The 12,138-nt window shown below is 68.5% G+C and carries 17 protein-coding genes; 4 read left to right on the top strand and 13 right to left on the bottom strand.

Going from position 1 to position 12,138, the window contains the following annotated elements:
* Nucleotides 1-5 precede the first annotated feature (5 nt).
* From A4249_RS16030 to flgB, 3 genes are read right to left on the bottom strand one after another with little or no spacing between them, the layout of a single operon-like run.
* Nucleotides 6-308, bottom strand: coding sequence for a flagellar hook-basal body complex protein FliE (locus A4249_RS16030; protein WP_045809720.1), 303 nt, complete (start codon nt 306-308; stop codon nt 6-8).
* A gap of 10 nt (nt 309-318) precedes the next feature.
* Nucleotides 319-738: a flagellar basal body rod protein FlgC gene (flgC, locus tag A4249_RS16025; RefSeq protein WP_197458415.1), complete on the bottom strand. Its 420-nt coding sequence runs from the start codon at nt 736-738 to the stop codon at nt 319-321.
* Nucleotides 739-751: 13 nt separating this feature from the next.
* Nucleotides 752-1,156, bottom strand: coding sequence for a flagellar basal body rod protein FlgB (gene flgB / locus A4249_RS16020; RefSeq protein WP_066554467.1), 405 nt, complete (start codon nt 1,154-1,156; stop codon nt 752-754).
* A gap of 145 nt (nt 1,157-1,301) precedes the next feature.
* Between flgB and A4249_RS16015 the strand changes: the two genes are divergently transcribed.
* The 3 genes from A4249_RS16015 to A4249_RS16005 all read left to right on the top strand — a co-directional run bounded on the left by A4249_RS16015 (nt 1,302) and on the right by A4249_RS16005 (nt 2,794).
* Nucleotides 1,302-1,592, top strand: coding sequence for a FliO/MopB family protein (locus A4249_RS16015; protein WP_055754025.1), 291 nt, complete (start codon nt 1,302-1,304; stop codon nt 1,590-1,592).
* The gene (fliP, locus tag A4249_RS16010) at nt 1,589-2,401 is read left to right on the top strand and encodes a flagellar type III secretion system pore protein FliP (RefSeq protein ID WP_039244769.1); all 813 of its coding nucleotides are present in this window, start codon (nt 1,589-1,591) and stop codon (nt 2,399-2,401) included. The genes A4249_RS16015 and fliP overlap by 4 nt, the downstream gene beginning before the upstream one ends.
* A gap of 114 nt (nt 2,402-2,515) precedes the next feature.
* Nucleotides 2,516-2,794, top strand: coding sequence for an HU family DNA-binding protein (locus A4249_RS16005; protein ID WP_017506838.1), 279 nt, complete (start codon nt 2,516-2,518; stop codon nt 2,792-2,794).
* A 78-nt stretch (nt 2,795-2,872) separates the two neighbouring features.
* Here the strand turns inward: A4249_RS16005 and A4249_RS16000 are convergent, their stop codons facing one another.
* Complete coding sequence (locus A4249_RS16000; RefSeq protein WP_066554466.1) at nt 2,873-5,722, bottom strand: tetratricopeptide repeat protein; 2,850 nt, start codon at nt 5,720-5,722, stop codon at nt 2,873-2,875.
* A 123-nt stretch (nt 5,723-5,845) separates the two neighbouring features.
* Between A4249_RS16000 and A4249_RS15995 the strand changes: the two genes are divergently transcribed.
* Complete coding sequence (locus A4249_RS15995; RefSeq protein WP_066554463.1) at nt 5,846-6,235, top strand: DUF983 domain-containing protein; 390 nt, start codon at nt 5,846-5,848, stop codon at nt 6,233-6,235.
* Here A4249_RS15995 and A4249_RS15990 read toward each other — a convergent pair.
* The 9 genes from A4249_RS15990 to A4249_RS15950 form a co-directional block, all read right to left on the bottom strand.
* Entirely contained in the window at nt 6,232-6,807 is a 576-nt protein-coding gene (locus A4249_RS15990) for a nucleotidyltransferase family protein (protein ID WP_066554461.1), read from the bottom strand. The genes A4249_RS15995 and A4249_RS15990 overlap by 4 nt on opposite strands.
* On the bottom strand, nt 6,804-7,604 hold the full coding sequence (gene thiD / locus A4249_RS15985; protein ID WP_066554460.1) for a bifunctional hydroxymethylpyrimidine kinase/phosphomethylpyrimidine kinase: 801 nt from the start codon (nt 7,602-7,604) through the stop codon (nt 6,804-6,806). The genes A4249_RS15990 and thiD overlap by 4 nt, the downstream gene beginning before the upstream one ends.
* The gene (locus A4249_RS15980) at nt 7,601-7,945 is read right to left on the bottom strand and encodes a DMT family transporter (protein ID WP_066554459.1); all 345 of its coding nucleotides are present in this window, start codon (nt 7,943-7,945) and stop codon (nt 7,601-7,603) included. The genes thiD and A4249_RS15980 overlap by 4 nt, the downstream gene beginning before the upstream one ends.
* A 42-nt stretch (nt 7,946-7,987) precedes the next feature.
* The gene (locus tag A4249_RS15975) at nt 7,988-8,344 is read right to left on the bottom strand and encodes a DMT family protein (RefSeq protein ID WP_017506765.1); all 357 of its coding nucleotides are present in this window, start codon (nt 8,342-8,344) and stop codon (nt 7,988-7,990) included.
* A gap of 64 nt (nt 8,345-8,408) precedes the next feature.
* Entirely contained in the window at nt 8,409-9,209 is an 801-nt protein-coding gene (gene folP, locus A4249_RS15970) for a dihydropteroate synthase (RefSeq protein ID WP_066555375.1), read from the bottom strand.
* 20 nt (nt 9,210-9,229) lie between these two features.
* Nucleotides 9,230-9,826 carry a YdeI/OmpD-associated family protein gene (locus tag A4249_RS15965; protein WP_066554457.1) on the bottom strand — a complete coding sequence of 199 codons (597 nt, stop codon included), beginning with the start codon at nt 9,824-9,826 and terminating at the stop codon, nt 9,230-9,232.
* Nucleotides 9,826-10,128 (bottom strand): winged helix-turn-helix domain-containing protein, encoded by a 303-nt coding sequence (locus A4249_RS15960; RefSeq protein WP_066554448.1) that lies wholly within the window; start codon nt 10,126-10,128, stop codon nt 9,826-9,828. The genes A4249_RS15965 and A4249_RS15960 overlap by 1 nt, the downstream gene beginning before the upstream one ends.
* A gap of 3 nt (nt 10,129-10,131) precedes the next feature.
* The gene (locus A4249_RS15955) at nt 10,132-10,785 is read right to left on the bottom strand and encodes a hypothetical protein (RefSeq protein ID WP_066554447.1); all 654 of its coding nucleotides are present in this window, start codon (nt 10,783-10,785) and stop codon (nt 10,132-10,134) included.
* Between the two features lie 64 nt (nt 10,786-10,849).
* Entirely contained in the window at nt 10,850-12,067 is a 1,218-nt protein-coding gene (locus tag A4249_RS15950) for an acyltransferase family protein (protein WP_066554445.1), read from the bottom strand.
* Nucleotides 12,068-12,138: the final 71 nt, after the last annotated feature.

The following is a 12,138-nucleotide window of genomic DNA, read 5'->3' as shown; positions in this document are numbered from 1 at the left end:
CGCTGTCAGATCGGCATCGCCATGATTTCCTTATAGGCGGAAATCACCTGATCGCGGACCGAGATCACCGTTTCCAGAGACGCCTCGGCCGAGCTCAGCGCCGTGACCACGTCGATCAGATTGCCCTGGCCCTGGACCGAGCGGGTCATCTGGGTTTCGGCCGCGCGCGACTGCTGGGTCATGTCGGTCATGGCGTTCTTGACCAGGTCGGCGAAGCCGCCGTCCCCGACGCCGGGCGCCTGGGCTGCGGTCGGCATGGCGCCGCCCTGAACTGCGGCATAGGCCTTGGCGGCCATCATCGGATTCATGGCCTAGCCCTCAGCGTTTGATGATGTCGAGGGTGCGGCTGTCCATCGACCGCGCCGTCTCGATGACGTTCAGATTGGCCTCATAGGCGCGCTGCGCCTCGCGCATGTCCATGGCCTCGACCAGGGTGTCCACATTGGGCCGCATCACATAGCCCTGGGCGTTCGCGGCCGGGTGCGACGGGTCATAGTCCATCTTGAAGTCGCCCTGGTCGGGCCGGACCTCGGCCAGGGTGACGCCTGTCGCCCCATCGACCTCGCGCGCCTGGAAGACGGGGATCTGGCGGCGATAGGGCTCGCCGCCCGGTGTGCGCGCCGTCGACTGGGCGTTGGCGATGTTCTCGGCGATGACGCGCATGCGCGACTGCTGGGCCTTCAGGGCCGAGGCCGCCACGGCCATGGTGCTGTTGGAGGGCGCGATGGGATCAGGCATTTATCAGTCCTCCTCAGCCGCCGGGCCGCTTGGCGGCCATGCGGATCATGGACATGGATTTCTGGTAGAAGCCGATGGCGGCGTCATAGGCCATGCGGCTCTCGGCCATCTTCAGCATCTGCTCCTCGACCACGACCGAGTTGCCGTCCAGCGTGGTCTCCGAATCGGGCGCCTTGGTCGGATCGAACCGGACCGGCGATCCCGCAGGCGCGATATGAGCCGCATTGGTGCGCACCATCTGCAGACCCCCGCCCGACCGCATGGCGGCGGCGAAGTCGGTCGGCTGTTTGAGGTCGCGCCCGACGAAGCCCGGCGTATCGGCGTTGGCGACGTTCTCGGCGATGACCCGCTGGCGGGCGTCCAGCCAGCCCAGCCGGCCCTTGATCTGCCCCAGCAGCGGTATGTCGGCGACGCCCATGGCGGTCTCCCGTGCGACGCGAATGCGCGCGATGGGCAGAAAATGCCGCCTGGATGGTTAATAGGGGGTTATCTCAACGGGTCGTTAACCGTGGTGGTTAACATTCGCGGCCTGAGCGCGGACTGCGCGGGGCCTTTGCAGCGTCATGAATTTCCTCGATCTCGCCCGGGCGGTCTTCGGCCTGGCCTTCACCCTCGGCCTGATCGGGATCGCGGCCTGGGCTGCGCGCCGCTATGCCCCGCAAATCCTGGCCCGGCTGAACGCTGAGCGCGGCGAGCGCCGGCTTCAGGTCGTCGAGACCCTGGTGCTGGACCCCGCCCGTCGCCTCGTTCTGGTCCGCGTCGACGACGAGGAGCGGCTGATCCTGCTGGGCGAAGGCCGTGAACTGATCGAACCGCGTCAGCCCCCTGTCGGCAAAGTGGGAGGCGGCCAGTGAAGCCCGCCGTCTTCGTCAAGCCGACCGGCGCCGAGCTGAAACGCGCGGCCCTGCTGTCGCTGTTCACCACCCTGGTCTGTCTGGCCTGGCCCGTCGCGGCCCTGGCTCAGCAGGCGGCGCAAAGCGGCTCGGCCCTGAACATTGATCTGGGCACCGGCGCCGGCCTGACCCAGCGCGTGGTCCAGCTGGTCGGTCTGATGACCGTCCTGTCCTTGGCGCCGTCCATTGTCATCATGACCACCAGCTTCGTGCGGATCATCGTGGTCCTGTCGCTGCTGCGAACGGCGCTGGGCCTGCAACAGTCGCCGCCGAACGCCGTCTTGGTGTCTCTGTCGCTGTTCCTGAGCGCCATCGTCATGGCCCCGACCTGGCAGGACGCCTATGATTCGGGCATCCGTCCGCTGATGGATCAGCAGATCGAACTGCCCCAGGCCTTCGATCAGGCGTCCGAACCCGTAAAAACCTTCATGCTGGCCCAGGTGGACCGCGGGGACCTCGCCCTGTTCACCCGTCTCAGCAAGATCGACCCGCCCCAGAACGTCCAGGACCTGCCCCTGCGTGTGGTCACCCCGGCCTTCATGATCAGCGAGCTGAAGAAGGCGTTCGAAATCGGATTTCTCCTTTTCGTTCCGTTCCTTGTGATCGATCTGGTGGTGGCCAGCGTGCTGATGTCCATGGGCATGATGATGCTCCCTCCGGTGGTGGTTTCCCTCCCCTTCAAGTTGATCTTCTTCGTGCTGGTGGACGGCTGGCGACTGGTCGCCGGAAGCCTGGTCGAGAGCTTCCAGCGGGCGTCAGGCACCGGATAATCCCCCGCCCCATATGGCTTTAAGCGTCATCGGCGCTTGCAAAGCGTATGGAAATCCGTGTTGATCCCCCGGTCCTCGCTCGGAATCGGGCGACTAACACTGGAAACGCTTCTTATGACCACTCAAGCCGAACTGATCGCCGCCGTCGCCAAAGACGCTGGTGTTTCGCAGGCCGACGCCGGCAAGGTGCTGACCGCGATCGTCGAAAACATCCACTCGACCCTGAAGTCGGGCGGCGACATCCGCATCTCGAACCTGGGCGTCTTCGACACCGCCGACCGCGCTGAGCGCGAAGGCCGCAACCCGGCTACCGGCGCGACCATCAAGATCGCCGCCTCCAAGGCCGTGCGCTTCCGCGTCTCCAAGCCGCTGAAGGACGCCGTCAACGGCTAAGCCTTTTCGGTCCTGAGATGCAGGACCGGCAATGCTCGACGGGCGGGGGGCGCGATGCGATCTCCGCCCGCTTCAATTTCAGGCGGCGCTCTTGGCGTCAGCTTCTTTTCTGAACGCCTGTTTGGCGCTGTTGACCCAGCCGACGAAGGTGTCGGCCTGGCTGGACAGATTGGCGAAGTCGCCCGTCCCCGCCACGCCCGACAGATTGTCGTCCAGCGCGACCCGCAGCGCCGCCGCCGACCGCGCGCCGGGAACCATCGGCCCAAAGCGCCCGCTCAGCCGCTGCAACGCGGCCCGATCGCCGGCCAGCGAATAGCCGACGCCCGCCCGGATCAGCCAGCTTTCCTCGGCCGGCGTCAGCGGCGTGGTCGCGGTCTTGTAACGATCGCCCAGCCGCGCCTCATAGATCGGCGCCGCCTCGCCCCACTTCTGCTGCTTCCAGAGGATGTCGGCCCGCACCTCGCGCGCCGGGTTCGACTGATCCCGGTCCAGCACCTCCAGCGCATGGTCGAACCGGCCCAGATCCATCAGGGCGCGCGCCTCCAGCGCGCGGCGCTCGCTGTTCATCGCATTGGGCAACAGGGTGGTGCGCGAGCCCCAGATGGCCTGCAACGCCTTCTCCGGCTGGCGGTCCATCAGATAGACGGTGGCCAGATTGGTCGCGACCTGAGCCTTGGCCACCCCGTCCAGACGCTCGTCCACTTGGTGCTTCAGCAGTTCGGCGGCCTGATCCAACAGGTCAACGTCGATCAGCCGGCGCGACAGACGCCGCACCATCTCGTCGCCGTCCGCCCCGATCGGGGTCAGTTCGCGGAAGTCATAGAACAGCGCCAGCGCCTGCACCGGCTGCAAACCGTCCGCCGCCCCGTCCAGGAAAAGGGCGCGGAAGGCGTTCGCCTGATCCGCCTGCACCTCGGCTGCGCCCGGCACGCCCGCCATCCGCTTGCCCGCGCCGCGCAGGGCGTCCAGCGCCTCGCGATATCGCCCCTGTTGCAGATAGATGCCCGACAGTTTGCGCACGACCGCCATCTCGGTCGCGTCCCCGCGCCAGCGCCATTTCAGCTGTTCCAACTGGGCCGTCGCCTGATCCGGGGTGATCGCACCCTTGTCCAGCTCCAGGCTGATGGCGCCCAGTTTCGCCGGCGTGGCGATCCCGTCCAGCGGCGCGCGCGCCACGGCCTTGTAGACCGCCAGCGCCCGGTTCTTGTCGCCGTTCAGCTCGAACATCCGCGCCTGCACCAGACGTGCGGTCAGTTGATCGACCGCCGGCGCATCCTGGCTGAACACATAGGCCAACAGCTGCTGGGCGGCGGCGAGATCGTTCAACTGGATCGCGGCCATGGCGTGGGCCGCGCCGAACCGCGCGCGCCATTCCTTGGGGAAGCTGTCGATGGCCGGGGCGCCGGCGGCGAAGTTGCGACGCGCCCCCTCCCAGTCGCCCATCTCCGAGGCGATATAGCCTAGCCAGACCTTGGTCGCTGGATCGTTGGCCAGGGCCGCGCCCGCGAAATCGACCTGGGCCTCCTCCAGACGCCCGACGCCGACGCGCGCCACGCCGCGCAGGCCGCGTACCTCGGGCTCGCCTTGCAGGTTCGGCGCCTTGGCGATCAGGGCGTTCAGCACCCCGATGGCCTCATAGTTCAGGCCCGACCCGACCAGGAACCGGGCGAGCGCCATCCGCGCCTCGATCGGCGCGCGCGGATTGTCCGCCGCCGCGATCGTCTCCAGCCCGGCCGCATCCTGCAGCCGGCGATACCGGTCCGAGAAGCCTGCCTCGCCGGTCGCGGCCCAGGCCTCGTCGATCAGCGCCGGATAGGCCGCCCGCTTGGGCGCATCCGCATTGCGGTCGCCCGCCTCCAGCCCGGCCGCCGGCGACGACAAGGCCAACCCCTTGGGCCGGCTCAGCGTCACCAGATCGCCCGCCGCCTCGATCTTCAGGTCGTCAGCCCCCGTCTCGACAGCCAGACCCTGCGCCGTCGGGATCAGGCTCAGATCGACCGTGCGCCGTCCGCCGGCGTAACCTTTGCCGGGCGCCAGGGCCGTCACCGCCGCGAACCGGTCCCCAACCAGCGGATCGGTCAGCCAGACCGCCTTGGTCGCCCCGGCCATCTGCGCCACCAGCACCGGCGCGCCGTCGTCGGACCGGCCGACCTCGACCCCGCCCGCCGCACCGTCTGGGCCGCCCAGGGTCACGGTCCAGGTCCCGCCCTGCCCCTGCGCCGAGATGCCCAGCCCCTCGGGTTCGGCGATCCTCAAGGCCGTATAGGCCGGCCCGGCCGCCCACTGCGCGTTCTTGGCCGACCCCAGCGCCTTGGCGCCGCTCATATCCATGCGGGCGGCGGTGTCGAACACGACCCATACCGCATCCCCCCGGCGGAAGACGGCCGCCCCCACCGGCGCGCCCCAGTCGAAGGTCAGGACCGTCTTGCCGCCGGCCGTCTCGGCCCGCACCGGCACCACGGCCTTGGTCGTCTGCGGCGCGGCGGCGTCCCCGCCCTCCGGCGCCTTGCCGGGCGCATAGAGGTTCAGCCAAACCGCCCCGTCCGCCACGCCCGAGCGCGCATCTGCGCCCTGTTCCAGCGTCAGGATCAGGTCCGTGCCGCCCGCGCCCCGGCTCGGCCGCGTCTCGACCGACTTCACCCCCGCCGGCGGATCGACCTTCAATCGCGAGACGTCGGGCGCGGCGGTGGTCCCCAGCCGAACGACAACCTTGTCGCCCTCGCGGCTGATGCGCGAGCGCACCCCGATGACGCCGCCGAACTCGACCCGCGTGAACTCGGCGTTGGCGCCGATATTGATGGACAGCGGATCGCGCGACCGGCCGACTTCCTGGGCCAGCGGCGCCATCGGCGCGAACACGACGGCGCCGGCCGTGGCGGCGGCCACGGTCGTCTTCAGGATGCGCTTTGTCGGCGAGGCCCCGGACATATCTCCCGACCCATGCCGCACAAGGCCTTTAATCGCGGTTAACCGCCGTTCACCGTGATGAGGGATGGCCTTAGGACAACCGGTCCACGCGACAGCGCCGTTTTAAACGCCCATAGTCGCCAGATGACCGATTATCCGCGCCTCAGCACCCTGAAGACCGGCCTGGCCTGTCGCTGCCCCCGCTGCGGCAAGGGTCCGCTGTTCAAGGGCTATCTGACGCTGCAGAGCGAATGTCCGACGTGCGGGCTCAGCTACGCCTTCGCCGATCCGGCGGACGGCCCGGCCTTCTTCGTCATGACGGCCGTCGGGGTGGTGGGGATGATCCTGCTGATGGTGTTCGACTTCACCGTCCACCCGCCGATCTGGGTGCATCTGGTCGTGACCCTGCCGATCCTGGTCGCCCTGTGCCTGGGCTGCCTGCGCCCCTTCAAGGCCTGGCTGGTCGCCGAACAATATGTCCACAAGGCCGCCCCGCCCGAGTTCTCCTCGAACGGCAAACACGGGCCCTTCTAGGGTTCGATCACCGTCAGTTCGGGCCAGCGCGCCCGCGCGCTGTCGACGGCCTTGGCCCAGCCCTTCGCCACCGGCCGGTTCGGGTTGGGTCGGATCGTCAGGGCGAACACGTCATCCAGCCCGAACGGCGCGGCGATGCTGAGGCGGTCGTCGGCCTCCAGCCGCACCCCGACCGCAAAGGTCGGCGCCACGAACCGCCCCAGCGCCTCGTCCGTCGAAGACAACGGCGCATAGGGTTCGCCGAACCGGTTCTGGAACCACAGATGCACCCGCGCCTGGTTGCGGACCTCGACCTGGCTGCAGACCGGTTCGTCGAAGGCGGCGGCGACGCGTTTGATGACCGCGTCTTCGGCCTCGTAGGACAGGTCCGACGCGTCGAAATAGGCCAAGTCGTAGTCCTTGACCCCATAGCCCGCCGGCCGCCCTGTCCTCGCGTTCCACACGGCCTGATAGACCGCTCCGGACACCAGCCGCCAATCAGGCAGGTCCAGCGCCCGGACGGTCGTCAGCACATGCATCAAACCAGCGTCGGCGCGCACGATGGCGGCCAGTTCCGCCTCCAGCGCGCTCATCCTCGCACCGGCCAGCCGTGGTCCAGCGGCCCGTGTCCGCCGCCCAGGCCCGGCGCCCGGCGGATCGCCTCGCCGACATAGGCCCAGGCTTCGGCCACCGCGACCTCCAGCGGTCGGCCCATCGCCAGACCGGCTGCACAGGCGCTGGCCAGGGTGCAGCCGGTGCCGTGGGTGTGGCGGGTGTCGACCCGCTCGGCCTCCAGCACCGTCTCGCCGTCTGCGGTCATCAGCAGGTCGATCACCGTCGGCCCCGACACATGCCCGCCCTTCATCAGCACCGCCCGCGCCCCCAGGGCCAGCAGCGCCTCGCCCGCCCGCCTCTGGCCGTCCAGGTCGTGGACCGCGAACCCCGTCAGGGCCTCGGCCTCGGGCGCATTGGGCGTCAGCAGGGCCGCGCGCGGGATCATCAGGCGCTTCACCGCCTCGACCGCCGCATCCGGCAACAGCGGGTGCCCGCCCTTGGCCACCATGACCGGGTCGACCACCGCCGGGGCGTCCGCTTCGTCCAGCAGGGCCGCGACCGTCTCGACCACCTCGACCGAGCCCAGCATGCCGGTCTTGACCGCGTCGGTCCCAATGTCCTCCAGCACGGCCCGCGCCTGGGCGGTGATCAGATCCAGCGGCAGCGGATGGACGCCGTGGACCCCCAGGGTGTTCTGCACCGTGATGGCCGTGATGGCGGTGGCGGCGAACCCGCCCATCATCGTCACGGCCTTGATGTCGGCCTGGATGCCCGCGCCGCCGCCCGAGTCCGACCCGGCCAGAATGAGCACCCGACCGTGATGAAGCGCGCTCATGCCGCCGCTCCCGAAAACAGTTTCAGCCCGACGATGCCCGCCACGATCAGCAGGATGCACACGGCCCTGACCGCCGTCGCCGGCTCGCCATAAACGAGGATGCCGACCACCGCCGCGCCCACGGCCCCGATGCCGGTCCACACCGCATAGGCCGTGCCGATCGGCAGCTTTTGCGTGGCGACCCACAACAGCACCATGCTGCCCGCCAGCGCGATCACAACCCCCAGCGAGGTCCACGGCCGGCTGACGCCGACGTTCTTGAGGCCCGAGGCCCACAGGACCTCCAGCAGACCGGCGACGACCAGCGTCGCCCACGGATTGATCGACATCACCCAGGACATGGCGACCAGATGGAACAGGCCGCGGTCCGGAGCAAGCCGCGATCAGCCGCCCAGCGGCCCCTTGAAGATGAAGAAGGCCCCAAGCGCGATGAAGGCGAAGCCGACCAGGTGGTTCACCGTCAGCTTCTCGCCCAGATACAGGACCGAAAACCCGGCGAAGACCAACAGGGTGATCACCTCCTGCATCGTCTTCAGTTCGGCCGGCGAATAGACCTGAATGCCGATCCGGTTGGCCGGCACGGCCAGCCAGTATTCGAAGAAGGCGATGCCCCAGCTGGCGATGACCAGGATCCACAGCGGCTTGTGGTCGAACTTCAGATGACCGTACCAGGCGAAGGTCATGAAGACGTTCGACAGGCACAGCATGACGATCGGGGCGATGTAGGCGGTCAGGGGCATGGGGCGCATCAGGTCTGTTGCAGACCTGCCCTCTACACCGGCTGCGACCGTCCGTCGCGGGGCTTCAAACCGCCGCCGTCACCGCCGCCATAAGTGTAGCCCGAACCTTCAGCGCCTGCACCGTTTCGCGCACATCGTGGACCCGCACCATCCGCGCCCCGCGCCGCGCGCCTTCCAACGCCAAGGCCAGCGATCCGCCCAGCCGGTCAGTCGCCAAGGTCGCCGTCGGATCGATGGCCTGGATCGTGCGCTTGCGGCTGGCGGCGTACAGCACCGGAAAGCCCAGATCGACCAGCGCGCCGAGCCGCGCCGTCAGCGCCAGATTGTGCGCCAGGGTCTTGCCGAAGCCGATGCCGGGATCCAGCCAGATCCGTTCGCGCGCCACGCCTGCCGCCATCGCCGCCTCGGCCCGTCCGCGCAGATAGTCCCCCACCTCGACGACCACGTCGCCATAGCGCGGGTCCGCCTGCATGGTGCGAGGCTCGCCCTGCATGTGCATCAGCACGACGTCGCAACCCAGTTCGGCCGCGACCGCCGCACTGTCGGGCGCGTGGCTCAGCGCGGTCACGTCGTTCCACATCGTCGCCCCGGCCGCGACGGCGGCGCGGGCGACGGCGGGCTTCATCGTATCGATGCTGATCGCCCCGCCCCAGCGCGCGCGGACGCCGGCGATGACCGGGGCGACCCGCGCGATCTCCTCGGCCTCGCCCACCGGCTCGGCGCCCGGCCGGGTGCTCTCGCCGCCGATATCGAGCACATCGGCCCCGTCCGCGACCAGACGCATGGCCTGATCGATCGCGCCTTCGGTCGAGGCCCACCGCCCCCCGTCCGAGAAGCTGTCGGGCGTCACATTGACGATGCCCATCACCTGCGGAATCGACACGGTCACGCCCTCTTCTGCGGGTGGGGCGTCTCGCCCCGTTTCAGCATCTCCACCAGGCGGGCGATGGCCTTGACGCGGCCCGCCGGGGTCTTCGGCGCCTCGGTGCGATAGGTCAGGGCGAACCGGTTCTGCGCCGTCAGGGTGTCGAACGTCGCCCGAGCCTGCGGCTCGGCGTCGATGGCGGCCATCAGGTCGTCGGGCGCGGTCGAGCCCTTGACGCGGTAGGCCGCGTCCCAGCGCCCGTCCGCCTTGGCCGCCTCGACGTGTTTCAGCCCGTGCGGCGTCATCCGCCCTTCCTCGATCAGGCGCGCGACATTGGCGACGTTGACCTGGCTCCAGACGCTCTTCTTGCCGCGTGGCGAGACGCGTTGCAGGAAGCTGTCAGCATCCAGGCTTTTCTTGATCCCGTCGATCCAGCCCCAGCACAGGAGCACATCCACCGCCTCGACCCAGGTGATCGAGGCGACGCCCGACTTGACCTTGAATATGCGGATCCAGAGCTCGGTCTCGCGGTCGTGGTTCGCAGCCAGCCAGGCCTCGAACGCCTCGGACGTCTCGAATGCTCGCAGCTTGCCCGGATCGACCACCATCGGCGCCATCAGGCCGACCGCCCGATCAGGCCGCCCAGCGCCTCCAGATAGGCGGCGAAGGCCTTGCGTCCTGACGGAGTGATGGACACGCGGGTCAAAGGCTTGTTGTTCACGAAGCTCTTGGCCACGGCGACGTATCCCGCCTCCTCCAGCTTCTTGATATGGACCGACAGATTGCCCTGCGTCGCCTCCAGCACCGTCTTCAGCTCGGTGAAGTCGGCGGCCTCGGCGTCGGCCAGATAGACCATGATCCCCAGCCGCATCCGGCCGTGGATGACCTCGTCGATCTTGCCGAGCGCGTCCAGCCCCATGGATCAGCCGACGTCCGCATCATTGGCGCGGGCCTTCAGCGCCGCACGGGTCATGGTCCAGCCCGGCCCCGCGAAGAGCACGAACAGGGCGAGGGTGCAGACGTAGAGATAGACCACCGCGTCGCGAACCAGCACCCCCAGCGCGACCGCCGTGATCCAGCCGCCCAACGATGTCGCCAGCATCCATGGCTTCTTCTTCAGACTGTAGGCCACGAACCAGGCCGCCGACTGAAGCGCGAAGATCATCGCCGGATAGTAGAGCCAGACCGCGAAGTCCTGATCGCGGCGGGCCCCCACGCCGAACACGATGATGATCGCCAGATTGGCCATGCCCGCGCCGCTGAAGGCCGCATTCAGGGTGCGCGTGACGATGGGGCCGGCCGTGCCCGTCTTGCGGTCCTCTCGCACGGCCCATGTCAGGACGATAAGGAAGGCCACCGTGATGGCGACCACGAAGCTGAGATTTCCCAGCGGCGGCCAGCGCACGACGCCCCACACCTGACCGATATGGAACAGGCATTGCAGACCGTAGAGCAGACCGCCCGCCAGATAGGCGACACCCAGCGTCAGGGTCGCCTTGGGATTATTGCCGCCCTGAACAATGGCCTTCATGAAGGCCAGGTCGGCCTCGGGGCCGGTGCGGGACTTGTCGGACATCGCTGTGTGATTCCTGTGCGACGGGCGCGTCCCTCGGATGGACGCCGCTGGAAGGGTTTGCAAATTATTCGGCGGGGACCAGGGCAGGCGCAGGTCGCTTGCGCCACGGCACGCGCCGGCCATTCAGCCACCGCCCTATGAAACTGTGACGGATCAGCAGTTCGTAGGACGCTAGGCACACGGCGAAGACGCCCGCCGACACGCCGATCAGCTTTACCCACCACGGCCCGGCCCAGTCCTGCACCCAGACCTGGGCCAGCATGACCAGCGGCAGATGCACGATATAGATCCAGTAGGAGGCGTCGGAGAGGTAGCGCCGAACCGCGCTGTGGCCCGAGGCGAACCGCAGGCATAGCCCCGTGGCCGCCAAGGCCGAGGCATAGACGGCGACCGCCGTGACGGCGGCGGCCACGGCCTTGCCGGCCGTCGGCTCGCCCATCGGCGCGATGCTCGGTCCGCCCGCCAGCACATAGGCCGCGACGCCCGAAGCCAGCGCCATGCTCAGGAACAGCGGCGCCCCCTTTGCGATGCGGCCCAGCAGATCACGCCGCCGATCCAGCGCAAAGCCCAGGCCGAAGGCGAGGCCGAACCCGACCAGGGCGGAGGTGTTCGGGATCACGCCCGCGTCCGGCGTCGGCACGGCGAAGAAGGCGATCCACTTCGGATCCAGCCACAAGGCCACAGCCAGCGGGGCGGCCAGCACCGCAGGCGTCCACGGGCCGATTAGCCCGCCGGTAATCCTGTCCACGACCGGACCCGCTCGCCCCGCGCGATCCAGCATGCCGAGCACGGCCCGCACGATCAGGACGACGGCGTAGAACAGCGTCAGCACCCACAGAAACCACAGGTGGGTCAGCGGAAAGTTGGTCCAGTCATAGGTCGGCGGAGGCGGCGGCGGCGCGCCGGGCGTCACCAGACCATTGGCATGAGCGTTCCAGATCAGGGCCGTGACGATCCCAGCCATCACCGGAAGCCAGAAGACCGCCAGCGGCCCGGCGATCCGCACCACCCGATCCTTGGCGAAGGCGATCCAGCCCCGCCGCGCCAGCATCCTATGGGCGAACAAGCCCGCGATGAGGAAGAAGGCCGTCAGGCGAAACAGATGGATGGCGAAGAATAGCCAGGCGGCGCCGATCGACCGGCTGTCGTCCGCCACGATCCAGATCTGCTGCGGAAAGAAGGACAGACTGGCGTGAAGCACCACCCCCAGCAGCAGCGCCCCGGCGCGCAACGCGTCCAGTCCGTGCAGCCGCTCCACCTGCTCTGCTTGCGATATCACCATGACGTCCCTCCCAAGATCGAGACCGCCGTATCTCACAGACATGTTTGCAATGCAAACCTGTTCGTCATGAT

Origin of the sequence: Brevundimonas sp. GW460-12-10-14-LB2 (assembly GCF_001636925.1) — a bacterium.
Lineage (GTDB): Bacteria > Pseudomonadota > Alphaproteobacteria > Caulobacterales > Caulobacteraceae > Brevundimonas > Brevundimonas vesicularis.
The sequence above is the reverse complement of the archived record's forward strand: the minus strand, read 5'-3'. Positions and strand labels throughout refer to the sequence as shown.